At 42.3% G+C, this 24,501-nt stretch carries 21 protein-coding genes, 2 tRNA genes and 1 other RNA gene; 5 read left to right on the forward strand and 19 right to left on the reverse strand.

The window, feature by feature from the left end:
* Positions 1-153: 153 nt before the first annotated feature.
* From KCG35_RS05900 to rlmE, 8 genes are all read right to left on the reverse strand, one after another.
* Positions 154-230, reverse strand: a tRNA-Met gene (locus KCG35_RS05900).
* A 59-nt stretch (positions 231-289) separates the two neighbouring features.
* Positions 290-374: transfer RNA gene (locus tag KCG35_RS05905), tRNA-Leu, on the reverse strand.
* 22 nt (positions 375-396) lie between these two features.
* Positions 397-990 (reverse strand): preprotein translocase subunit SecG, encoded by a 594-nt coding sequence (gene secG / locus KCG35_RS05910; RefSeq protein WP_215818751.1) that lies wholly within the window; start codon positions 988-990, stop codon positions 397-399.
* A 7-nt stretch (positions 991-997) separates the two neighbouring features.
* Positions 998-1,744, reverse strand: coding sequence for a triose-phosphate isomerase (gene tpiA, locus KCG35_RS05915; RefSeq protein ID WP_215818752.1), 747 nt, complete (start codon positions 1,742-1,744; stop codon positions 998-1,000).
* Between the two features lie 76 nt (positions 1,745-1,820).
* Positions 1,821-3,161, reverse strand: a complete 1,341-nt coding sequence (glmM, locus tag KCG35_RS05920; protein ID WP_215818753.1) for a phosphoglucosamine mutase — start codon at positions 3,159-3,161, stop codon at positions 1,821-1,823.
* Between the two features lie 49 nt (positions 3,162-3,210).
* On the reverse strand, positions 3,211-4,050 hold the full coding sequence (gene folP / locus KCG35_RS05925; RefSeq protein ID WP_215818754.1) for a dihydropteroate synthase: 840 nt from the start codon (positions 4,048-4,050) through the stop codon (positions 3,211-3,213).
* Positions 4,051-4,103: 53 nt separating this feature from the next.
* Positions 4,104-6,062, reverse strand: a complete 1,959-nt coding sequence (ftsH, locus tag KCG35_RS05930; protein WP_215818774.1) for an ATP-dependent zinc metalloprotease FtsH — start codon at positions 6,060-6,062, stop codon at positions 4,104-4,106.
* A 208-nt stretch (positions 6,063-6,270) separates the two neighbouring features.
* A complete protein-coding gene (gene rlmE / locus KCG35_RS05935; protein ID WP_215818755.1) occupies positions 6,271-6,891 on the reverse strand; it encodes a 23S rRNA (uridine(2552)-2'-O)-methyltransferase RlmE in 621 nt (206 codons plus the stop codon).
* 158 nt (positions 6,892-7,049) lie between these two features.
* On the opposite strand from rlmE, the gene KCG35_RS05940 reads away from it, so the two are divergent.
* A complete protein-coding gene (locus tag KCG35_RS05940) occupies positions 7,050-7,355 on the forward strand; it encodes a YhbY family RNA-binding protein (protein ID WP_215818756.1) in 306 nt (101 codons plus the stop codon).
* A gap of 100 nt (positions 7,356-7,455) precedes the next feature.
* On the opposite strand, the gene greA is transcribed toward KCG35_RS05940, so the two are convergent.
* The 7 genes from greA to grpE all read right to left on the reverse strand — a co-directional run bounded on the left by greA (position 7,456) and on the right by grpE (position 17,686).
* On the reverse strand, positions 7,456-7,932 hold the full coding sequence (gene greA / locus KCG35_RS05945; protein ID WP_215818757.1) for a transcription elongation factor GreA: 477 nt from the start codon (positions 7,930-7,932) through the stop codon (positions 7,456-7,458).
* On the reverse strand, positions 7,929-11,147 hold the full coding sequence (gene carB, locus KCG35_RS05950; protein WP_215818758.1) for a carbamoyl-phosphate synthase large subunit: 3,219 nt from the start codon (positions 11,145-11,147) through the stop codon (positions 7,929-7,931). Before carB ends, greA begins: the two co-directional genes overlap by 4 nt.
* Positions 11,148-11,229: 82 nt before the next feature.
* Positions 11,230-12,360 carry a glutamine-hydrolyzing carbamoyl-phosphate synthase small subunit gene (gene carA, locus KCG35_RS05955; protein WP_215818759.1) on the reverse strand — a complete coding sequence of 377 codons (1,131 nt, stop codon included), beginning with the start codon at positions 12,358-12,360 and terminating at the stop codon, positions 11,230-11,232.
* Between the two features lie 228 nt (positions 12,361-12,588).
* Positions 12,589-13,392 carry a 4-hydroxy-tetrahydrodipicolinate reductase gene (gene dapB / locus KCG35_RS05960; protein ID WP_215818760.1) on the reverse strand — a complete coding sequence of 268 codons (804 nt, stop codon included), beginning with the start codon at positions 13,390-13,392 and terminating at the stop codon, positions 12,589-12,591.
* 285 nt (positions 13,393-13,677) lie between these two features.
* Positions 13,678-14,808 (reverse strand): molecular chaperone DnaJ, encoded by a 1,131-nt coding sequence (gene dnaJ / locus KCG35_RS05965; protein WP_215818761.1) that lies wholly within the window; start codon positions 14,806-14,808, stop codon positions 13,678-13,680.
* 153 nt (positions 14,809-14,961) lie between these two features.
* On the reverse strand, positions 14,962-16,890 hold the full coding sequence (gene dnaK, locus KCG35_RS05970; RefSeq protein WP_215818762.1) for a molecular chaperone DnaK: 1,929 nt from the start codon (positions 16,888-16,890) through the stop codon (positions 14,962-14,964).
* A 157-nt stretch (positions 16,891-17,047) separates the two neighbouring features.
* Positions 17,048-17,686 (reverse strand): nucleotide exchange factor GrpE, encoded by a 639-nt coding sequence (gene grpE, locus KCG35_RS05975; RefSeq protein ID WP_215818763.1) that lies wholly within the window; start codon positions 17,684-17,686, stop codon positions 17,048-17,050.
* A 343-nt stretch (positions 17,687-18,029) separates the two neighbouring features.
* Here grpE and recN point away from each other — a divergent pair, with 343 nt between their 5' ends.
* Positions 18,030-19,700: a DNA repair protein RecN gene (gene recN, locus KCG35_RS05980; RefSeq protein ID WP_215818764.1), complete on the forward strand. Its 1,671-nt coding sequence runs from the start codon at positions 18,030-18,032 to the stop codon at positions 19,698-19,700.
* A 462-nt stretch (positions 19,701-20,162) separates the two neighbouring features.
* On the opposite strand, the gene fur is transcribed toward recN, so the two are convergent.
* Positions 20,163-20,570, reverse strand: coding sequence for a ferric iron uptake transcriptional regulator (gene fur, locus KCG35_RS05985; protein ID WP_215818765.1), 408 nt, complete (start codon positions 20,568-20,570; stop codon positions 20,163-20,165).
* A 91-nt stretch (positions 20,571-20,661) separates the two neighbouring features.
* On the opposite strand from fur, the gene KCG35_RS05990 reads away from it, so the two are divergent.
* Positions 20,662-21,132, forward strand: a complete 471-nt coding sequence (locus tag KCG35_RS05990; RefSeq protein ID WP_215818766.1) for an outer membrane protein assembly factor BamE — start codon at positions 20,662-20,664, stop codon at positions 21,130-21,132.
* Between the two features lie 91 nt (positions 21,133-21,223).
* Here the strand turns inward: KCG35_RS05990 and KCG35_RS05995 are convergent, their stop codons facing one another.
* From KCG35_RS05995 to KCG35_RS06005, 3 genes are read right to left on the reverse strand one after another with little or no spacing between them, the layout of a single operon-like run.
* Complete coding sequence (locus KCG35_RS05995; RefSeq protein WP_215818767.1) at positions 21,224-21,553, reverse strand: RnfH family protein; 330 nt, start codon at positions 21,551-21,553, stop codon at positions 21,224-21,226.
* Positions 21,546-21,977, reverse strand: a complete 432-nt coding sequence (locus KCG35_RS06000) for a type II toxin-antitoxin system RatA family toxin (RefSeq protein ID WP_215818768.1) — start codon at positions 21,975-21,977, stop codon at positions 21,546-21,548. Before KCG35_RS06000 ends, KCG35_RS05995 begins: the two co-directional genes overlap by 8 nt.
* A gap of 17 nt (positions 21,978-21,994) precedes the next feature.
* Positions 21,995-23,443 (reverse strand): sodium-dependent transporter, encoded by a 1,449-nt coding sequence (locus KCG35_RS06005; protein ID WP_215818769.1) that lies wholly within the window; start codon positions 23,441-23,443, stop codon positions 21,995-21,997.
* Between the two features lie 129 nt (positions 23,444-23,572).
* Between KCG35_RS06005 and smpB the strand changes: the two genes are divergently transcribed.
* Positions 23,573-24,049: an SsrA-binding protein SmpB gene (gene smpB, locus KCG35_RS06010; protein WP_215818770.1), complete on the forward strand. Its 477-nt coding sequence runs from the start codon at positions 23,573-23,575 to the stop codon at positions 24,047-24,049.
* A gap of 122 nt (positions 24,050-24,171) precedes the next feature.
* Positions 24,172-24,501: a transfer-messenger RNA gene (gene ssrA / locus KCG35_RS06015) on the forward strand; the annotation flags it as partial.

Here is a 24,501-nt window from a genome sequence, read left to right on the forward strand (position 1 = left end):
TTACAAACAAAAAGTGGGCATAGCGCCCACTCCTAAAATCAATAGTAGCTTGAATATCACATTTACAGTGAAGGCTACTCCTTGTCATAAACATTCACTGAAAAAATTCAGCTAATAAAAAACCCCTTATTTAAGGGGTTTTTCTTAATCTAGTGGTAGCGGGGGCTGGATTTGAACCAACGACCTTCGGGTTATGAGCCCGACGAGCTACCAGACTGCTCCACCCCGCATCAAAAAAGGCGCTTAGATTATATTCAGCATTATCTACATGGTCAACTTAATAAACAAATGGTGCCGAAGGCCGGACTTGAACCGGCACGGCTTACGCCACTACCCCCTCAAGATAGCGTGTCTACCAATTTCACCACTTCGGCTTTACATTGTCTCATCAAATATCTACTGCTCTGTATTTTCTTGATCAGTAGATGAATTTTGACTTTCAGTCTTTACTTCTGCACTCTCCACATTACTTGCTTCATTTTCAGCAGGCGGAGCTTGTTGCATATCTTCAGAAGCTTCACTATTAAGCTGTTTTTCAGACTGGTCTTCAATAGCTGTATTTTCTTCCACAGCTGTTTGACTAGCTTGCTTTACATTAGCTTCTGAAGCGGGTGCAGATTTTGCTTCATTTTGCCCCACTTCGTCAACCCCTGGAGCATCATTAGCTGAATCTTCAGCATCATTAACAACAGGTGCATCACCAGTAGACTGCTCAACTTTCTCAATTTGAGGTACTGCAGACTCTGATACTGCACTTGAGCTATGCTTACCAAGCATTGCGAGAGTAAAGCTTGTAACAAAGAATGCTGTAGCCAAAACACTGGTCAGTTTAGTAAGGAAATTACCACTACCCTGACTACCAAATACTGTTTGTGAAGCTCCACCACCAAACGAAGCTCCAGCTTCAGCACCTTTACCTTGCTGTAATAGCACCAGCCCAACAAGGGCTAGCGCTGCAAGCACATGAATTATCAGTATGATCGTATCCATTCAGTCATCAACCTGCTGCACGACAAATCGCTACAAACTGATCAACCAATAATGAAGCACCACCTACTAATCCACCGTCAATATCAGGGTTTGTAAATAAGGCTTCTGCATTATCAGCTTTAACACTCCCACCATAGAGTATCTGAATATTCTCAGCTAATTCAGCTGATATTGCTGCAAGTTGATCACGAATAAACTTATGTACTTCTTGCGCCTGCTCAGGCGTTGCAGTTCTACCAGTACCTATCGCCCAAACAGGCTCATAAGCAATAACAAAACCATCAACCTGTCCTGCAGATAAAGCAGCTAATATAGCCCCCAATTGTCGGCCAACAACTGTGAGTGTTTCTCCAGCTTCACGTTCTGCCAGATTTTCTCCAACACAAACAATAGGCGTTAATCCTGCCTGTTGAGCAGCAACAAATTTATCTGCAACATCTTTATCTACTTCACCGAACAGTGTTCTGCGCTCTGAGTGACCAATAATGGCAAACTTACACTCCAAGTCCTTAGCCATAGGAGCACTAATTTCTCCAGTATATGCGCCTTTATCTACTGCGGAAATATTCTGAACACCCCAACTAATTGCACTGCTCTTTAATTTTTCAGCCACTTGTGCAACATAAATGCTGGGAGGGCTCACGGCCACATCAGCTGTTCCTAACTCAGTGTTCAGCAAACCTTCAAGTAATGCTGCATTTTCAGCAGTATTACCATGCATTTTCCAGTTTCCTACCACCAAGGGCTTACGCATAAAAACCTCGCCTAGTCACTTGAGGCCGGCCATGTTAGCGTAGTAGCCAGTAATATACAACCTACTGACCTACTAACTAAATTGACGCAGCCTGTTGTACGACCCCAGCTAACTCTTCAGCTAACTGAGAAACCAATTGTTCATTTTCACCTTCAACCATGACACGTATTACAGGCTCAGTTCCAGAAGGACGTAATAATACACGACCTTTGTCAGCTAAGCTGTTTTCGGCATGAGCTACGGCCTGTTGAACAGCAGCATTATTAGAAATATTCAGCTGCTGTTTCATTTTGACATTGATCATGATTTGTGGATATTTTTGAACACCCTGCTTTAACTCGTATAAATTCTGCTCGGCACAAAACATCGCTTTCAGCACTTGTAATGCTGAAACAATCCCATCACCTGTCGTGGTTACATGGCGACAAATAATATGCCCGGAAGACTCTCCACCAAGACACCAATTATTTGAAGTAAGTTGCTCATTCACATAGCGATCACCAACTTTTGCTCTAATAAAAGGGATTGAAGCAGCCTCAAGCGCTTTTTCTACCCCTAAGTTGGTCATCAGAGTGCCTACAACACCACCTTGCAACGCCTTATGCAACTGCTGATGTCGTGCAATAATATAAAGTAGCTCATCTCCATCAACTACACAGCCTGTGTGGTCTACCATTAGCACGCGATCACCATCACCATCAAAGGCAATGCCAAGATCAGCTTGTTGGTCCATTACAGCTTGCTGCAAAGAGCCTAGAGAGGTTGAACCTACATTTTTATTAATATTCATGCCATTAGGTGAAACCCCAATAGCAATCACCTCCGCACCTAATTCCCTGAATACAGCAGGTCCAACATGGTAAGTTGCACCATTGGCAGCATCAACGACAATTTTGAGCCCTTTTAAACTGACACTACCATTAACTGTACTTTTACAATATTCAATATAGCGACCTGCCGCATCATTAATGCGAGTTACCTTACCAATTGCATCAGAACCGACAACGCTCATATCTTGATCTAGCATTTGCTCAATCTGAAGCTCAATGTCATCATCAAGTTTTAGTCCTTTTCCAGAAAAGAACTTAATACCATTGTCCTGATAAGGGTTGTGTGAAGCACTAATTACAATTCCAGCTTGCGCTCGAAAAGTTCTGGTAAGATAGGCTACAGCAGGTGTAGGCATAGGACCTAGCAAGTCAACATTGACGCCAGCAGCAGAAAGCCCAGCTTCTAAGGCAGACTCAAACATATATCCCGAAATTCGGGTGTCTTTGCCAATTATTATTTTGCTTTGCTGTTTCCCTGCAAATACTCGACCTGCAGCCCACCCAAGCTTAAGCATAAAATCTGGTGTTATTGGAAACTCACCAACTGTTCCACGTATACCATCAGTACCAAAGAACTTTTTTTCCATACTTAAATTGCCTCCAACAACCGCCCTTATTTACCTCAAAGCTGAACTGTTAATCCTGTATTGCATTTAGCATACGAATCACATCAACAGTCTCTGCTACATCATGTACTCGCACAATATGAGCCCCATGCAGTACCGACCAAGCAGCTAAGGCGAGACTACCATATAGCCTTTCTGATATTGGTTTACCTAGCACATCACCAATCATGCGCTTTCGTGATAAACCAACAAGCAAGGGCAATTCAAGCAGCTGTAACTTATTCAAATGTTTAAGTAGCAGCAAATTATGATCTAGCGTTTTACTAAAACCAAAACCAGGGTCTACCAGCAAACGCTGCTTCTTAATGCCATGACCAATACATGCATCTACTCGTTGCTGTAGATAAGCTATTACTTCATCAACAACATCATCGTATTTGGCAAGCTGCTGCATAGTAGCAGGCTCACCAAGCATGTGCATTAGACAAATAGGAATAGTTAGATCTGCAGCAACTGTTAGGGCATTGTCTCTATTTAATGCCCTAACATCGTTAATCAACCCTGCACCTAACTGTGCTGCCTCAAACATCACTTCAGGTGTACTCGTATCCACTGAAACAACAATATCAAAACGCTGTTTTAGTGCAGATAAAACAGGTAACACTCTATCCAACTCAGCTTGCACAGTTACAGGATCAGCACCTGGGCGAGTGGATTCACCACCAATATCGATGATTGCAGCACCAGCACAAATCATTCTTTCTACATGCTGAAGCGCCTTATCCAGATTGCAATACTGACCACCATCTGAAAATGAGTCAGGCGTTACATTCAAAATACCCATCACCTGTGGTGTAGATAAGTCTAATACTTTATCACCACAGTTCAGCATCAAAGTAGATGTTGTCATAACCGAAGAGCAAGAAACTTAATTAGGGCAGGTTAACAAAATGCAAGGTGAGCTTAATGCTCACCTGCAGGTCCTCCAATAGAGGGTTTTTTAGATGCTTCTTTTGAATCAGAAGTACTACTTTCTTTGCTATCACTAACACTGACATCTTCAACTTTGGCTCCCCCGTTTGTCCCATCTTCAGGCCAATCCGCGGGCGGCTTAGGTTTTTTGCCTGCCATAATGTCATTTAGCTGGTCAGCATCAATTGTTTCATACTCCATTAACGCATCTTTCATCAATTCCAGCTTATCTCTGTTTTCTTCAATAAGCCGTTTTGCTGTCAGATAACAAGTATCAATTATATGCTTAACTTCCCCATCAATTAATCGGGCAGTATCAGGACTCACATTCAAGTGATGCGCCCCTTGCGATTTGCCTAAGAAGACTTCACCATCTTCTTCACCATAAAGTAATGGACCAGCCTTTTCAGATAATCCCCATTTAGTAACCATATTCCTGGCCATTTGAGTCGCCTGTTGAATATCATTTTGGGCCCCTGTTGATACTCCATCAGCCCCATAAATCAATTCTTCAGCAATACGACCACCATAAGCAGAGGCAATACGCCCTAATAAATAGCGTTTACTGTAAGAAACTTTGTCTTCCTCAGGTAAATACATTGTGACACCAAGTGCACGACCACGAGGAATAATTGTTACTTTATAAACAGGATCATGCTCAGGCATTTTTAAGCCGACAATTGCGTGACCAGCTTCGTGAAAAGCTGTCATTTCCTTGTCTTTTTCACTCATCACCATGGATTTACGCTCTGCACCCATCATGATTTTATCTTTGGCTTTATCAAATTCATCCATGCCTACAACACGACGGTTACCACGTGCAGCAAATAAAGCAGCCTCATTAACCAAGTTAGCTAAGTCAGCCCCAGAAAAGCCTGGTGTTCCTCGAGCAATAACGGCTGGCTTCACATCTTCAGAAATAGGCACTTTACGCATATGTACTTTAAGAATTTGTTCACGACCACGAATATCTGGCAGTGGCACAACAACTTGACGGTCAAAACGTCCAGGACGCAGCAATGCAGGATCTAGTACATCTGGACGGTTAGTGGCAGCAATAACAATGACGCCCTCATTACCTTCAAACCCATCCATTTCCACCAAGAGCTGGTTCAGTGTTTGCTCTCGCTCATCATGACCACCACCAAGACCTGCGCCACGATGGCGACCTACTGCATCGATCTCGTCGATAAAAATAATGCAGGGAGACTGTTTCTTGGCCTGATCAAACATATCGCGAACCCGTGAAGCACCGACCCCCACAAACATTTCAACAAAGTCAGAACCGGAGATTGTGAAAAAGGGTACTCTCGCTTCACCTGCAATCGCCTTAGCCAACAACGTTTTACCTGTACCTGGAGGGCCAACCATCAGCACACCACGTGGGATACGCCCACCTAAACGCTGGAATTTGCCAGGATCACGCAAAAATTCTACGAGCTCTTGCACATCGTCCTTTGCTTCTTCAACACCTGCAACATCTGCGAATGTCGTTTTAATTTGGTCTTCACTGAGGAGTCTGGCTTTGCTTTTACCAAAGCTCATGGGACCACCACGGCCGCTGCCACCTCCTTGCATTTGCCGCATGAAAAACATGAAAACGGCGATAATGACAAGAATTGGGAAACTTGCTACCAGCAACTGAGTCCAGATGCTTTGCTTTTCAATAGGCTTAACTACGACCTCAACTTGATTGCGCAACAAATCATCCATTAGTTTGTCATCGCGAACCGCCAGAGGAAGGTTAGTTTCAAATGTTTGATTATCAGTAAAGCGCCCATTGACTTTTGAGCCATCAATTTCAACTTTACTAACCTGTTTGTTTTCAATGTACGTGACAAAATCGGAATAACTAACTTCTTTGGTTGAAGATTGCATATTGCCAAAGTTTTTAAACACTGTTAGCAACACCAAAGCTATTATTAGCCACAACACCAGATTTTTTGCCATGTCATTCAAAGGGCTATCCTCTATAGAGTGAACAAAGTTGACAGTCACTCAGTCTGCCAGACCAGATTTCTAACCGGTAACCATACCAGCTTCATCACGTTATTGGAGAAGCGTTCAAGGAATAATCCATACGATACTACAGATTATCTATTTGCAACAGTTTCTCATTTAAAGCTCATCGCAAGATTGACTACCACTCGTCTCTACCTCAACGCTTTAGACCACGGGCAAGCAGATAAACTTCACGGGATCTTGGCCTTGATGATGATGGTTTTCGGGTTTGTACCTGCTTAAAGTGCTGACGCAATACTTTAAGATAAGCATCAAAGCCTTCTCCTTGAAACACTTTCGTTAAAAAGCTCCCACCTGGTTTAAGCACCTGCTGTGCCAAATCAACAGCCAGTTCAGCCAAATACATCGCTTTGGGCTGATCAACAGCAAGCACCCCACTCATATTGGGGGCCATATCAGAAATTACAAGGTCTATTGGTGTATCACCAATAACAGCAAGAATTTCCTGCAGAACTTCATCTTCAGTAAAGTCACCTTGGATAAAATCAACACCAGCAACAGGGTCCATTGGCAAAATATCTGACGCTACAACTTTCCCTTGATCTCCAACCAGGCTAACAGCAACTTGTGACCAACCCCCAGGCGCTGCACCCAAGTCAACTACAGTCATTCCTGGCTGCAACAATTTATCTTTTTGTTGAATTTCCAGTAATTTATAACTTGCTCTGGAACGGTATCCATCCTGTTGAGATTTTTTTACATAGTGGTCAGAAAAATGTTCCTGCAGCCAGCGATGACTACTTTTCGACTTACCCATAACGTACAACTCTGTTATCTGGCTTACTAAAGCAAGCATTCATTGTTAGAAAAATAGCCTGTAAAATAGTTACCAAGCGTACTCATAGGCTAAAATTATTCCAACTCGGGTATTATTATCCGTGAGTATTTTATGTTTTCACAGTGGATTTATAAATAATGTCGTTGTCTGCCAGTCAGAAAAAGCAATTTCGTGCCATTGGGCACAACCTCAAACCTATTGTAACTGTAGCTGGAAAAGGCGTTTCCAGTAGCATTGTTGAAGAAACCTTAAGAGCACTCAATGATCACGAACTAATAAAAATCAAATTTCAAGTCGGTGATCGAGAGGTTAAACAGCAGTTAATTCAAGTATTATGTAATGAGTGCCAAGCCGAACTGGTCCAAACAATTGGCAATATTGCTTTGATTTATCGCCCAGCAGAAGAACCCAACCTGCATCTCTCAAATCTACATCGGCATTAACGGCAGACTTTCCTTCTGACCGAATATAACAAACCCCTCTTCCATAATAGGACGAGGGGTTCACAGCTATACTCGCAACAACATTTGAATCTTATTATACCTAGAGATGTTTAACTTCCTCTATTTCATACTCCACTTCACCATTTGGCGTCCTGACAAGCGCTACATCGCCCTCTTCCTTGCCAATCAGCGCACGAGCAATCGGCGAGTTTACAGATATTTTCCCATGTTTAATATCTGATTCATCATCACCAACAATTTGGTACTCTGCTTCTTCGTCCGTATTTAAGTTAAGCAACTCAACTGTCACCCCAAAAATCACTTTACCTGTTTTAGTAATTTTTGTGACATCAATAACATGAGCAGATGAAAGCTTACTTTCTATCTCTTTAATACGGCCTTCTGTAAAACCTTGCTGCTCACGCGCTGCGTGATACTCAGCATTTTCCTTTAAATCTCCATGCTCTCGAGCCTCAGCTATTGCTTGAATAATCCGAGGACGCTCCACAGTCTTAAGGTGTTTAAGCTCTTCTCTAAGTGCTACCTCACCACTGACTGTCATTGGTATTCTATTCATCCAGTCACACCTTTATGTAAATCTTGTAAGCGTCTAACCGTTTTTTCTGGTCCAAAACGGATCGCTTCGGCAACTGCTTCAGCACCTGCAATTGTTGTCGCATTAGGAACTTTGTGCTGTAAAGCCGAGCCGCGAATAATATAAGAGTCAGCAATTGCCTGCCGCCCTTCCGTGGTATTGATCATCAAACTAATTTCGTCGTTTTTAATCATATCAACCAAGTGAGGACGCCCTTCACTGACTTTATTGACTTTAGTTACAGGAACACCTGCCGCATTGAAGGCATGCGCTGTGCCTTCTGTCGCATAAAGCTCAAAGCCCAGTGAAATAAGCAACTTTCCAACATTCACTGCACGTGGTTTATCCTCATCACGTACACTAATAATCACCTTCCCTGTATTAGGTAAATTAGTGGCAGCATGCCCCTTAGCAAAGGCTTCGGCAAAGCTATCACCTACCCCCATCACTTCACCTGTAGATTTCATCTCTGGCCCCAAAATAGGGTCAACCCCAGGAAATTTATTAAAGGGGAACACTGATTCTTTTACACACCAATAATTCGGAATAACCTCAGAGGTAAATCCAACGTCTTCAAGTGACTGCCCTGCCATAACTTTGGCTGCTATTTTGGCCAGAGATTGGCCAATACACTTGGACACAAAAGGTACTGTACGCGATGCACGAGGATTAACTTCGATAACAAAAACCCTGTCATCCTGCACTGCCAACTGAACATTTAACAAGCCAATAACTCCAAGTTCAAGTGCCATACATGTCACTTGATCACGAATGGTTTGTTGTATTTCTTGGCTTAAGCTGTAAGGAGGCAGGGAACAAGCAGAATCGCCCGAATGGACACCAGCTTGCTCTATATGCTGCATGATAGCACCGATTACCACCATTTCGCCATCACAAACTGCATCCACATCAACCTCAATTGCACGGTTGAGGAATGAGTCCAATAACACAGGACTTTCATTGGAAACCTGAACTGCTTCACGCATATAGCGTACTAATTCAGACTCTTGACTAACAATCTCCATCGCTCGTCCACCCAACACATAAGAGGGCCGGACAACAAGTGGATAACCAATTTCTTCCGCTTTTTTAACTGCTTCCTCACTACTTCTCGCTGTTGCATTTTCAGGCTGAAGCAACCCTAAACGCTGGATCATTTGTAGAAAACGCTCACGGTCTTCTGCTCGGTCAATAGCTTCTGGCGACGTACCAATAATAGGCACACCCGCAGCTTCTAACGATCTAGCAAGCTTAAGTGGTGTTTGGCCTCCATACTGAACAATCACCCCTTTTGGCTTTTCAATAGCCACAATTTCCAAGACATCTTCTAAGGTAACAGGCTCAAAATAGAGCCGATCTGACGTATCATAATCCGTTGATACCGTTTCCGGGTTACAGTTAACCATAATGGTTTCATAACCTTCTTCCCGCAATGCCAGAGCTGCATGCACACAACAGTAGTCAAACTCTATACCCTGACCAATTCGGTTAGGACCTCCACCTAACACCATCATTTTTTCACGCTTTGTGGGTGCTGCCTCACACTCTTCATCATACGTCGAGTACATATAAGCAGTACTTGTCGCAAACTCAGCCGCACAGGTATCCACTCGCTTATAAACTGGATGCACCCCCAGCTTTTGTCTGTATTCTCGAACAGCTTTTTCGCTGACACTGAGCAACTTTGCTAAACAAGCATCAGAAAAGCCTTTACGCTTTAATTGCCAAAGAGCTTGCTTGCTGAGGCTGTTTAACCCTCCTCCCAACTTAACTTGCTGCTCTGCTTTTATAATGTCTTCAATATATGTCAAAAACCAAGGGTCTATATGGGTCAACTGATGTACTTCTTCTACCGTCATCGATGCTCTAAATGCATCCCCTACATACCATACGCGCTCAGCTCGGGGAGTAATTAACTCAACTTTCAACTGCTCCAAAGCACCATCCTGGTTTAAATTCAGCTTGGCTTCTAGACCTGTCACACCTACTTCCAAACCACGCAGTGCTTTTAAGAATGACTCCTGGAAATTACGACCAATCGCCATTACCTCTCCCACAGACTTCATCTGCGTTGTAAGGCGGCTATCTGCTTTTGGGAATTTTTCAAAGGCAAAACGCGGCACTTTAGTCACTACATAATCAATAGAAGGCTCAAACGAAGCAGGCGTAATGCCACCCGTTATTTCATTCTGTAATTCATCAAGGGTATAACCGACTGCTAACTTAGCTGCGACTTTTGCAATCGGGAACCCCGTTGCTTTTGAGGCCAAAGCAGAAGAACGAGATACTCTAGGATTCATCTCAATCACTACCATTCGACCATTTTCAGGGTTCAGTGCAAACTGAACATTTGAGCCCCCCGTCTCAACACCAATTTCTCGCAATACAGCAACAGATGCATTTCGCATCAGTTGATATTCTTTATCCGTTAATGTCTGTGCAGGTGCTACAGTAATTGAGTCCCCAGTGTGAACACCCATCGGGTCAATATTTTCAATAGAACAAACAATAATGCAGTTGTCTTTCTTATCCCGCACAACCTCCATTTCAAATTCTTTCCAACCAATCAGTGACTCATCAATTAATAGTTCACGTGTTGGTGAAAGGTCTAAACCACGCTCACAGATTTCGACAAACTCTTCACGGTTGTAGGCAATCCCACCACCTGTTCCTCCCATCGTAAAAGAAGGGCGAATAATGCAAGGGAAGTCTACCTTGTCGAGTACTTGCAACGCTTCTTCCAGGGAGTGTGCAATACCAGACTTTGGTGTCTCCAGAGCAATCTCTTTCATGGCTATATCAAAACGCTGTCGATCCTCTGCTTTATCAATGGCATCATGATTAGCACCAATCATCTCTACGCTATACTTTTCCAGAACGCCATGCTTATACAAATCCAGCGCACAGTTCAGTGCAGTCTGCCCGCCCATCGTAGGCAATAGGGCATCAGGTCTTTCTTTTTCTATAATCTTGGCAACGGTTTCCCAGCGAACAGGTTCAATATAAGTTGCATCAGCCATCACAGGATCCGTCATGATGGTCGCAGGATTGGAGTTCACGAGAATAACGCGGAACCCTTCTTCTCGAAGTGCTTTACACGCTTGCGCTCCAGAATAGTCAAACTCACAAGCCTGACCAATAACAATAGGGCCTGCACCGAGGATTAGAATACTTTTGATATCGTGACGTTTAGGCATGGTTTTCTCTTCACTGACGGTAAATTTGTTACATCTATTGTGTGTTTACGTTTATGCAGAGGCGATTTGCTGTAAGGGCTAATCAGCGTCGAGATCGAATTAAATCGATAAAGAGATCAAAGAGGGGAGCTACATCGTGGGGGCCAGGGCTTGCTTCAGGGTGACCTTGGAAGCTAAAAGCAGGTTTATCCGTTAACCGAATACCCTGTAACGATTGATCAAAAAGTGACTTATGAGTGACTTCAACATTTTCAGGTAATGATGCTTTACTCACAGCAAAACCATGGTTCTGACTGGTAATCATCACTTTACTGGTATTAAGGTCTTGCACAGGATGATTGGCACCATGATGTCCAAACTTCATTTTCTCAGTTTTGGCACCTGAAGCTAAAGCTAATAATTGGTGACCTAAACAGATACCAAATAATGGCATATTAGCTTCAAGTAGTGCGCGAATAGATTCAATAGCATAAGCACAAGGTTCAGGGTCACCAGGACCATTTGAGAGGAATACTCCATCTGGCTGTATAGCTAACACTTCACTGGCAGGTGTCGTGGCAGGCACCACAGTAATACGGCAACCTCTATGGGCTAGCATCCTTAAAATATTATGCTTAACACCAAAGTCATAGGCTACCACATGATATGGCTTTTCATTGCTGGCTGAAAAATCATTGGATGATGGCTGCCATTCACCCTCGTTCCATTCATAGATTTTATCTGTAGTAACAACAGACGCTAAGTCCATTCCTTTTAATCCAGGGAATGATTCAGTTTGAGCAAAAGCCTCTGTTTCTGAGATTGACGTACCAGCCATAATACAGCCAGATAGCGCACCTTTTTCGCGAAGAATACGCGTCAATCGGCGTGTATCAATCTCAGCAATAGCGACAATTCCCTTTTCTTTTAAAAATTCAGATAACGATTGTTGGCTACGCCAATTACTCACAACAGGCGATAGCTCCCGAATAATTAACCCACTCGCCCATACTTGAGTAGACTCATTATCTTGTTGATTAATACCTGTGTTACCAATATGTGGATACGTTAAAGTGACAAGCTGACGAGCATAAGAAGGGTCTGTCAGGATTTCCTGATAACCTGTAATAGCAGTATTAAAAACCACTTCTCCTGCTGTTTGCCCATCAGCGCCGATCGACACCCCTGAGAAGATCGAACCATCTTCAAGGGCTAATATTGCTGGTGTTGACAAAGCTAACTCCCTCACATTTTCTGATACATTTTTTCATAGGCAAAAAAAAAGCAAGATGCCTGCAGTTATTATCTGCTACATCTTGCTTTTTTCTGATAGCCGGACATTTGTAAACCAAACCCCTTTTCTTGGCACAAATTTAAGGAATTTTAAAATAAAATCTTGCCCGGCGTCTATTGGAAAATCGAGGTCGCTTACAAAAAATTACGTTGAGAACTAAATCTTGTATTAACGTAAGCCTAAAACATCCTGCATATCGTAAAGACCAGGTTCTTTCTTCGCCAACCACTTAGCTGCTCGAACGGCACCTTGTGCAAATGTCATACGGCTACTGGCTTTATGAGTAATCTCAACACGCTCACCCTCAGCAGCAAACATCACTGTATGATCACCCACAATGTCACCCGCACGAATCGTTTCAAAACCAATAGTTTTACGATCTCGCTCTCCGGTTATACCTTCACGACCATAGACTGCACATGTCTTAAGGTCTCGACCTAATGCCTCAGCGACAACCTCTCCCATCCGGAGTGCCGTACCTGATGGTGCATCAACTTTATGTCGATGATGAGCTTCTATCACTTCAATATCGACATCATCACCCATTACTTTTGCTGCCAATTCCAACAATTTAAAACACAAATTAACACCAACACTCATATTAGGTGCGAAAACAATAGAGGTTGTTTTGGCCGCTTCTTGTAACTGCTGTTTTTGCTCATCGCTAAACCCAGTGGTGCCAATAACAATAGCTCTATTCGATTGTTGGCAAAGGGCTACATTGTGCAAGGTATGTTCTGGGCGGGTAAAATCGACAACTACATCAAACTGATCTAGACAATTATCCAAGCTTGCTGACAGAACAATATTCATTTTTCCCAAACCTGCCAGCTCGCCTACATCCGCTCCCACTAACGAACTATCAGGTCGATCAGTAGCCACTGTTAATTGACAGCCCTTGCTTTCAGTGATGGCTTGAATGAGTGTACGTCCCATTCTACCTGTGGCTCCGACAACTGCTATGCGAATCATACGCCCCTCAACTTTATGATTTTTGCTAAATAAAAAATGAACAGTGAATTACTTTTAACATGCTACTTGAGGTTGAGTCACTTTATTACTTGTTATATTGAAAGCACTCTAGCCTACTGCCTCCAAACAGTATCAGCGAGCTGATAAAATTCAGTAGGTACATATAAATTTGGCCAGAAAACGATCAATATTTAATCATCTTCCAGCCAAATTTATCAGAATGTATTTTTAAATGTCTGCTTACACTATCTACATGCAATCTCAAAGCACAAAAGATAATTAACGCTACATATTTTCAAAAAAGCTTTTTACACCTTCAAACCAAGATGTTTTACGAGGAGATTGTTTATGCCCCCCTTCCCCTTCAAATGTAGCTTGTAATTCTTCAAACAATTCACGTTGACGCTTTGTCAGACTGACTGGCGTTTCAATAATTACACGACACAATAAGTCTCCCTGAGCTCCACCACGAACAGGTGCAACGCCTTTTCCTCGAACTCTAAACAGTTTACCTGTTTGTGTTTCAGGTGGAATTTTTAATTTAACTTTGCCATCCAGTGTTGGGACTTCTAATTCCCCTCCTAAGACAGCATCACAAATGGTAATGGGTACTTCACAGTAAAGATGCTTGCCATCACGCTGGAATATCTTATGGTCTCGTACAGAAACTTGAACATATAAATCACCTGCAGGCCCACCATTTAGCCCTGCTTCCCCTTCACCAGAAAGGCGAATACGATCACCTGTATCTACACCTGCTGGAATCTTAATTGAAAGGGTTTTGTATTCTTCAACACGACCTTCACCATGACAGTCTCGACATGGGTCCTTAATGACCTTACCAGTACCATGACATGCTGGACAGGTTTGTTGTACAGAGAAAAAGCCCTGTTGCATACGAACCTGACCAACACCACCACATGTACTACATGTTTCTGGTGAAGAGCCTTTACGTGCTCCAGAACCATCACAGGTTCGACACTCTACTTGTGTCGGAATACGAATTTTCTTTTCAATACCTCTTACAGCTTCTTCAAGCTCTAACTCCATAGAGTAGCGTAAGTCAGCACCCCGCTGTACACTGCTACGCCCACGCCCGGCACCTGCTGCCGTTCCGAAGATATCACCAAAAATATCGCCAAAAACATCACCAAAGCTACCTGCGCCAAAGCCACCAGCACCAGCCTGACCATCCACTCCAGCATGACCAAACTGATCATAAGCTGCTCTCTTTTGTGAATCAGAAAGCACCTCAAATGCCTCATTAACCTCTTTAAACTGATCTTCTGCAGCTTTATCCCCTGGATTTCGATCAGGGTGATATTTCATGGCCATACGACGGTAGGCTTTTTTCAAGTCTTTTTCAGAAACATCCCGGGAAACACCCAGAATTTCATAGTAATCTCTTTTGGCCATAGCTTTAGAAAACCTGCGAGCTTATTACCCCGAAAAACAATTGCTGTTTCGGCACAAGACAGTTATAGACACAAACGACAACGCGGGAAGCACTCCCGCGTTATACCATTAGGGTTGTCACCCTGTTGAGAAAAATACCTCTTTAGCAAAAGGTTACTTCTTCTCATCCTTTACTTCTTCAAACTCTGCATCAACAGCATCATCAGCAGATTTGTTTGCACCCTCACCTTCAGGTTGAGCTTGGCCAGCCTCGCCTTGTTGTGCTTGCTCGGCATACATACGTTGCGCCAGGGCAGAAGATGCTTCTGTTAATGCCTTAGTTTTAGTTTCTATTTCTTCTTTGTCGTCACCTTTGAGGGCTTTTTCCAGCTCTTCAATGGCTTTTTCTATTTTTTCCTTTTCATCAGCAGAAACTTTATCTTTCGCTTCTTCTACTGTTTTCTTCGTAGCATGGATCAAACCATCAGCGGCATTGCGAGCATTTGCCAGTTCTTCAAACTTACGGTCTTCCTCAGCATGAGCTTCTGCATCCTGAACCATTGAATCAATTTCACCATCAGACAAGCCGCTTGATGCTTTGATGACAATAGATTGCTCTTTGCCTGTTGCCTTGTCTTTAGCAGAAACATTCAAGATACCATTAGCATCAATATCGAATGTTACTTCAACTTGAGGTACACCACGTGGCGCAGTTGGGATATCAGCCAAGTCAAATCGACCCAGTGATTTGTTGTCGCCAGCACGCTTACGCTCACCTTGGCAAACATGGATGGTTACAGCTGTTTGATTGTCTTCTGCCGTTGAGAAAACCTGCGACTTTTTCGTTGGAATTGTCGTATTTTTCTCAATCAATGGAGTCATGACTCCACCCATGGTTTCAATACCCAATGTTAGCGGCGTAACGTCAAGTAGCAATACATCTTTAACATCTCCAGACAATACTGCACCCTGAATTGCAGCACCCATTGCTACAGCTTCATCAGGGTTAACATCTTTACGAGGCTCTTTATTAAAGAAGTCTTTAACTTTTTGCTGAACCATAGGCATACGGGTTTGACCACCCACCAGAATAACTTCATTGATTTCAGAAATATCCAGCCCAGCATCTTTTAGTGCAATACGACATGGCTCAATAGAGCGTGTAACCAACTCTTCAACCAATGACTCTAACTTTGCACGTGTCACTTTGACATTAAGGTGCTTAGGTCCAGTCGCATCAGCGGTAATGTAAGGTAGATTTACATCTGTTTGCTGACTAGAAGAAAGCTCAATTTTCGCTTTTTCTGCTGCTTCTTTTAGTCTTTGCAACGCTAGTGGGTCATTGTGCAAGTCAATGCCTTGCTCTTTTTTGAACTCGTCTGCCAAATAATCAATCAGGCGTAAGTCAAAATCTTCACCGCCTAGGAAGGTATCACCGTTAGTCGCCAATACCTCAAATTGGTGCTCACCATCAACTTCAGCAATTTCGATAATGGAGATATCGAATGTACCACCACCCAGGTCGTATACAGCAATTGTGGAATCACCACGCTTTTTATCCATGCCATAAGCCAAAGCAGCCGCTGTAGGCTCATTAATAATCCGCTTAACTTCTAAACCGGCAATACGACCAGCATCTTTTGTTGCCTGACGCTGAGAGTCATTAAAGTAAGCAGGTACAGTAATAACGGCTTCAGTAACTGCTTCACCAAGGTAGTCTTCAGCCGTCTTTTTCATTTTTTTCAAGACTTCAGCTGAAATTTGGGGTGGTGCTTTTTGGTCCCCTTTCACTTCAACCCAAGCATCGCCATTTTTAGCTTCAACGATCTTGTAAGGAACCATTTTAATGTCTTTTTGCACCACATCATCAGCAAAACGACGACCTATCAACCGCTTAATTGCAAACAATGTGTTGTTGGGGTTTGTGACCGCCTGACGTTTTGCTGGCTGGCCTACAAGTGTTTCGCCATCATCAGTGAAAGCAATAATAGAAGGTGTTGTACGAGTACCTTCCGCATTTTCAATCACTTTTGGCTTGTCACCATCCAAAAGTGCAACACAAGAGTTGGTTGTACCCAGGTCTATACCGATGATTTTACCCATTTTTTTATCTCTCCATACTCTACCTATGTAGAGTAGCTAATTCGTCAATAACCCTAATTTGAAAATGTTGAGTCAACCGCTGTCTGCATACGCATATATAGGAGATTGCCAGTGATTACTCTATTTGCTTTGCTATATGCGTCCTGTTCTAGCAATTTCAAGCCTTCTCATCGATTTTTGTTTCACTAGGCTTAGCCACAATAACCATTGCTGGACGAATCAACCGTCCACTCAGGGTATATCCTTTTTGCAACGCAGCAAGTACAGTACCTGGTTCGACATCAGGACTTTCCTGCATAGACATTGCTTCATGGTATTGTGGATCAAACGGCTCTCCGACAGGATCAAGCTGTTCAACATTATGCTTTTGCAACACATCAATAAACATCTTTAACGTTAGCTCAATTCCTTCGCACATAGCCTTTTGCCCTGGCTCATCACGATTAGCCGTTTCTAAGCCTCGCTCTAAGCTATCAATGACAGGTAACAGAGACTTACTAAAACCTTCCAGTGCAAATTTATGGGCTTTTTCAACATCTTGTTGAGAACGACGCTTAACATTCTGCGCATCCGCTTGAGCACGTAATGCTTGCTCCTGAGCCTCCACCAAGGCATTCTGCAGCGAATTAACTTCTGTTTGTAGAGACTCAATAGCCTGCTTGTCAGCAATAGTATCTTCAATTTCAGTTTGATCTACTTCCACTTCAGATACTTCTACACTGGTATCTTCAGCTTCATTCTGTTGATCGCTCGCTACGACTTCTTCAACCTCAGGTGTAGACTTTTTATCAGTCATCCCAGTCTCTCCGTTAATTGCTATAGCTATTTAGGGCAACCGTATAAATGGTTATTTTTCCAGCAATATGGGGATAAACCGCTGCGTTTCAAGGCTTGACTTTTAGCTATTCATTATTATTTGATGCAAAAAAAGGCTACTGTACAAATTAACAGCATTTATGCTTTAGCTATTAAACATGTATAGGTAACTGCCCAATGACTACAACTGTAATGATATGTAGATTTATTCCGATGCTATAGGCTAGACCTGACGACCGAATACTGCTAGTTTACTGTATAAACAAACAGCTATTTTGATAACTTATTTTTCCCTCATCAATGTTAAGGGCCGGAGTGGATACATGCTGCTTCACTTATCTATCAGCAATTTTGCTATTGTTGACACACTAGAGCTGGATATTCCCTCAGGTATGACGGTGATTACTGGTGAAACAGGTGCTGGTAAATCCATTATGCTGGATGCACTTGGACTTGCTTTAGGTGATCGAGCTGAAGTTGATATGATTCGCGCTGAAGCTAACAAAGCAGAGGTTATAGCAAGCTTTGATATACAGCACTTGCCAGACGCTCAAAAATGGCTTGCAGACCATGATTTACAAAATGGTAATGAATGCATTTTTCGTAGGGTAGTTACCCGTGAAGGCCGTTCACGAGGTTATATTAATGGTACCCCCTCAACCCTTCAGCATTTGCGTATGTTAGGGGATATGCTGATTGATATTCACAGTCAACATGAGCATCAATCCCTACTCAAAAAAGATACCCACCGAAAACTGCTTGATGCTTTTGCCGAAACATCGGCATTAAGTGTAAACGTTAATCAGACTTATCAACTCTGGAAACAATGTAATACAAAATTAAATACGCTTAGCCAGCAACATGATGAGATGGCAGATAAAGTACAACTATTGAGTTATCAAGTGCATGAGCTTCAACTATTGGACCTGCAGGAAAATGAAATAGAGGCACTGGAACAAGAACAAAAAATGCTAGCGAATGCAGAATCATCAATGCATTACTGCCAACAAGCATTAACGCTGTGTAGTGATAGCGATAACAGTAGCATTCTTCATCACTTAAATATTACTCAGCATGCTTTAAGTAAAATACAACCTGATAACACCTTCATTAACGATGCACTGCAACTGTTGGCTAGTGCACAAATTCAAGTCGAAGAAGCGGTGGCGGAACTTAACCGCTTTACAGACCATTTTGATGCAAATCCTGAGCGACTTCAAGAAGTAGAACAGCGATTAAGTGCTATTTATGACTTAGCCCGTAAACACAGAGTTTCTCCTGAAGAGCTCTACATGAAACAGCAGACTTTGGAAAAAAGTCTGCTGGAACTTGAGTCTTCTGATGACTCCTTAGAAGTTCTCACCCATGAAATAGCTCGTTTAGAAAAAGACTATTTCGCAAAAGCCAAGAAGCTTTCAAAGCTCAGAGAGAAGTCAGCCAAAACACTTAGCCAAAAGGTTTCTGAACAAATACAACAAATTGGCATGCCAAATGGTTACTTTCAAGTACAGTTAACGCATATACCTACCCATACACCAGAACCTTTTGGCGTGGAAGATGTTGAGTTTTTAGTCAGCACCAACCCAGGACAACCTGCCAAACCTCTGCAAAAAGTTGCTTCAGGTGGTGAGTTATCTCGAATCAGCCTAGCGATTCAAGTGATTGCTGCACAACTTTCAACGACACCTACTTTGGTGTTTGATGAGGTTGATGTTGGAATAAGTGGTGGTGTTGCAGAAACGGTAGGTCAACTGCTAAGAAAGATCGGAGGCAAAGGGCAAGTGTTGTGTGTAACACACCTCCCTCAAGTTGCTTCACAAGGGCATCAACACTTTTTTGTTCATAAACAGGTAAAGACTGATACTACTCACACTAATATTGCAACACTAAGTGCGGAGGAAAAAGTCACTGAAATTGCCCGCTTGTTAGGTGGGCTTAATATCACTGAACATACACTGGCACATGCTAAAGAAATGATTACTACTGTTGAGTAACAGATAATTTTATTAAACAAATAAATGTAAAAAATAATTCACTAAATATTTATTTAACCAATAGTAGATTAAAGGGCCCCTCTAAAAATAGTGATTTTTTTGTAAGAGCAAGGAAGCACTGCACGGAGGACCGCAGTGTATAAGAAATACATGAGGATCCAAGTACAGCGCTGACACAGCTATCATTATAAAGCTGCATATAAAAAGCAAGTAGTAACTTAATTTCTTCTGAAGAAAGCCAAAGTAAAAAGTGGTTTTATACATCTAACCATAATTCTTCACCTGGTGCTCAAATAGACCAAAGACGATCTATTTGAGTTTTATCTTTTTTAAAACACAGGCAAATTTACACTAAATGCATTGTCTATTTTAAGAATCACTTAGGCCTAAAGTGTGTAAGTGTACATCAGTATTAACTTAATAATGAGGAGTCAGGTTAGTAGCAAACTATGTCACAAAAATTTATTTTTGTGTTTTAGGTTTCACATAAAGCACAAGACTATGATCAACCAGATCATAACCATGCTTTTCTGCTATTTGTTTTTGTAGTTTTTCAATATCTTCATCACAAAACTCAACAATACGGCCTGACTCCACACACACCATATGGTCATGATGGTTACCCTGAGCCAACTCAAATACAGAATGTCCACCATCAAAGTTATGCCGAACCACTAAGCCAGCATTTTCGAACTGAGTTAAAACACGGTAAACTGTTGCCAAACCAACATCTTCATCGGCATCCATTAAGGCTTTATAAACATCTTCAGCACTCATATGGCGATGGTCTGCATTTTCTAAAATTTGCAGTATCTTAATTCTGGGCAAAGTTACTTTCAGACCCGCTTTTCTTAACTCTTGATTTTCCACAACACTATCCTTTATAAATCGAACCCTTAGCAGACGCCAAGAAGTAAGGTATTATCTCACTTTGACCCAAGATAGTGGAAGTCTTAATAAGATGCAAAACACCTTAACAAAATTCACTTTTCTCGCGTCACTTTTAATATGCATTAGTGGCTGTTCATTTTTCTCAGATAGCGACCATCGTACGGTTAGCTTTCCTGGCGTGTATAAGATTGATATTCAGCAAGGCAATATCATCACTCAAGATATGGTAAACCAACTACGCCCAGGAATGACCAAGCAACAGGTACGCTTTATTTTAGGCTCCCCTCTCTTGATAGATAGTTTTAACCAAGAGCGTTGGGATTATGTCTACAGCTTTCAACCAGGAGGAGAAGGCCGCTCCCAAGAAACACTCAGTATTTTCTTTAAAGATGACATACTGACTCACTTTTCGGGAGATTTTCGCCCAGATCCCAAAGCTATCATGGAAGAAGCAGGTATACCTATACCAGAAGATGAAACAAGTGCAGATGTATCAAGTGATAGTGAGCTATTAGAAGACGTTCCAGCAGAAGACTTTTAATATGAAGTGTGCTCAAACAAGCCTTGAGTAGCCAGGTTAATGGTTACTCAAGGCTTAGTATTAAACCGTCAAAGGGGTAGCTCCGCTTAGACTAGTCAGGCGACTCTGTCTGTTTAGCAAGCTTCGCTTTTTCTGCTCGCCGTTTACGAACTTCTTTGGGGTCAGCAATTAGTGGTCGGTAAATTTCTACTCGCTCCCCCTCTTCTAACACTCGCTCCTTGGGTTTAGGTACTAACTTACCAAAAATTCCCATCTTGGCAGTATCCCAGTTAATACCCTCAAACTCCTTATCAAGCTTTGAAGCAATCGCCGCATCAAAAACAGAAGAACCTTTTGGCATATTAAGCACGACTACTTTTTGCTTATTTGCCAGTGCATAAGCCACTTCAACCTTGATTTGTTCTTCAGCGATATCAACCATAAACTTCCTTTGCGCGTTGACAAAAAGCATCCACCATTGAGCTGGTTGCTGACACCAAGAAAGCGCCAAGCGTCTTTTCTAGCATTTTACCAGAGAGGGTAAAGGCTATATCCAATTCCACCTTACATGCATTATCTGCAAGCGCCTTAAAGTGCCACTTTCCTTTGAGCTTGGAGAATGGTCCTTGAACCAGCTCCATTTCTATGGAATCACATTCCGATAAATGATTTCGAGTAGTAAACGAATGTCTGAGACCACCTTTTGCAACATCTAAGCTTGCTTCCACCATATCAGAATGCCTTGAATGAACCTTCGCTCCAACACACCAAGGCAAAAAGTGAGGATAAGACTCAATGTCATTGATGAGGTCAAACATCGCTCTGGCCGAATACATGACCAGAGCTGAACGATTAATCACTGCCATTAACTGATGCTTTACCCTTATAAAGACTGAATAAGCGTCACAATAAATACAACAAACACTGCTACAGGAGCAATGACTCTTGAAGTAGCACGCCATAAATTGAAATAAAGCAGATTTTTAAGGGCTAATTCATTCAGAACCAGAGAACGTTTTAACGCCCACCCTGCATATATCGCAATTAACATTCCACCAAGAGGTAACATAATATTTGCTGTCAAATAATCCAGAAAATCAAACACTGTTCTGCCAAAAAATGGTTTAACATCCGCCCATTCATTGAATGACAGAACAGAGCCAATACCCAAAAACCACACTAAAAAGCTAAAACCAATTGTAGCTGTTACCCTACCGACAGAAAATCGCTGCGTCAAATAGGCTACAGCTGGCTCAATAAGTGAAATAGCAGAGCTTAAAGCCGCAATAGTGACCAGGAAGAAAAACAAGCAACCAAAGACTTGACCAAAAGGCATATTACCAAACGCTTGTGGTAAGGAAATAAATAGCAGACCAGGACCAGAAGATGGCTCCATACCATTAGCAAAAACGATGGGGAAAATGGCCATACCTGCCAACAACGCAACAACAGTATCAAAAAATACAATAGTTATTGCTGTACTGGCTATATTGGCTTGCTTAGGCATATAGGCACCATAAGCCATTATTGCTCCCATGCCCAAGCTAAGTGTAAAAAAGGCATGCCCCATTGCAGCAATAAGTGGTTTTGAGGTAAATACTTTATCACAGCCAGCTTCAGCCCACTTACAAGCTGTCACTGCACCATCTACTACCTTCTCATAGGTAAAAAAGGTTTTTTCAATATCAAATGCAAATAAAAACTTTAGTCCATCTGCAAACTTATCAGTCTTAAATACTGCATAAACTACCATTACCACAAGCAGTAAAAATAATGTTGGCATCATAATACGTACACTGCTTTCCAGCCCTTTATGAATCCCCCGCGCAATAATAAACGCAGTAATGACCATAAATAGTGTATGCCAAATCATAAGACGTTTGGGATCACCAATTAGATCTTCAAACATTTTTCCTGTTGAGCCAGAAGCAACATTATTAAAGGTACCCCGACCAATTTCCAGGGTGTAGTCCAAAGCCCAACCCGCAACAACACTATAAAAAGATAAAATAAAAAAACCCGCTAACACCCCCATCCAACCAACGAGTCCCCAAGCTCGAGTTTTACCCGACTCAGCAGCAAGATTACTCATGGCACTTATTGGATTACACCGCGCATGTCGTCCAATAAGCGCCTCAGACATTAAAATCGGTAACCCAATAAACGCAACGCATAACAAATAAACTAATACAAAAGCTCCTCCCCCATACTCCCCAGTAATAAATGGAAATTTCCAAATGTTTCCTAACCCAACAGCAGACCCGGTAGCGGCCAGAATAAATGTCCACCTCGTGGCCCAAGTAGCACTCGTTGATGCAGTTGATTCTGCCATGTTGTTATTACCTCTTTTCTTGTTCTAATTTGGCGCAAAGGTTACATTTTAACCAACTGTAAATTTCTCACAAGAACATGTAGCACATAGTCATAGCACAAACTGTTATAAAAATTTATAATAGCTCGCATGGCTAAAAAACAGAAAGGCACCGGCCAGCAGTCCGGCACGATTATTCTTAACAAAAAAGCTCGCCACGACTTTCATATTGACGAGAAATTCGAGGCAGGCATTGCTTTAACCGGATGGGAAGTAAAAAGCCTGCGAGCAGGCAAAGCCCAACTGGTAGACAGTTACGTTCTGCTAAAAGATGGCGAAGCATGGTTAGTTGGCACACAAATACAACCACTCACCACAGTTTCCACACATATCGTCGCAGATCCACTGCGAGATAGGAAGCTACTCTTACACCGCAAAGAGTTAGCCAAACTTTTTTCCGCTGCGCAGCAAAAAGGCCAAACCTGTATTTGTACTGCGCTTTACTGGAAAAAACATATGGTCAAATGTGAAATAGCCATTGCCCGAGGTAAAAAAGAGTTTGATAAACGCGCCACCCAAAAAGAACGTGACTGGCAAAGGCAAAAACAACGCTTAATGCGCCAGTAGTTGTATAAAAATAATAATATAATTAAATAAAGTTGACCAAAATTAGCAAAGTAAGTACTTGAATTAGGTTGACCTGAACCCCACATTTAGGTCATAGTTAAAGAAGAGACGAGGTTTCTACCGGGGGCGATCTGGATTCGACGACGGTTACGAACCTTTCTGGTGCATGTCGAGATGGCAGCCAATCTCGTAAATCCAAAGCTGCAAATTAATAGTCGCAAACGACGAAAACTACGCTCTAGCTGCTTAATCCCAGCTAGCAGTTCCACTAGCCAGCTTACGGGGTGGTGGTAACTGTCATATTTAGTAAGATCGCTGAGAAGACTGTCTGCATCAACTCGGCTAAACTTTCGCAGGCTCGCCTTGTTCGCCCTGACCGTCGGGCCGATTAAGGTTAACCCAGTAGACGGAAGCTAAGCATGTAGAGCCGAAAGCAGAGGACTGGCGGACGC

The sequence above is a fragment of the Zooshikella harenae genome (assembly GCF_018837975.1).
GTDB classification, from domain to species: domain Bacteria; phylum Pseudomonadota; class Gammaproteobacteria; order Pseudomonadales; family Zooshikellaceae; genus Zooshikella; species Zooshikella harenae.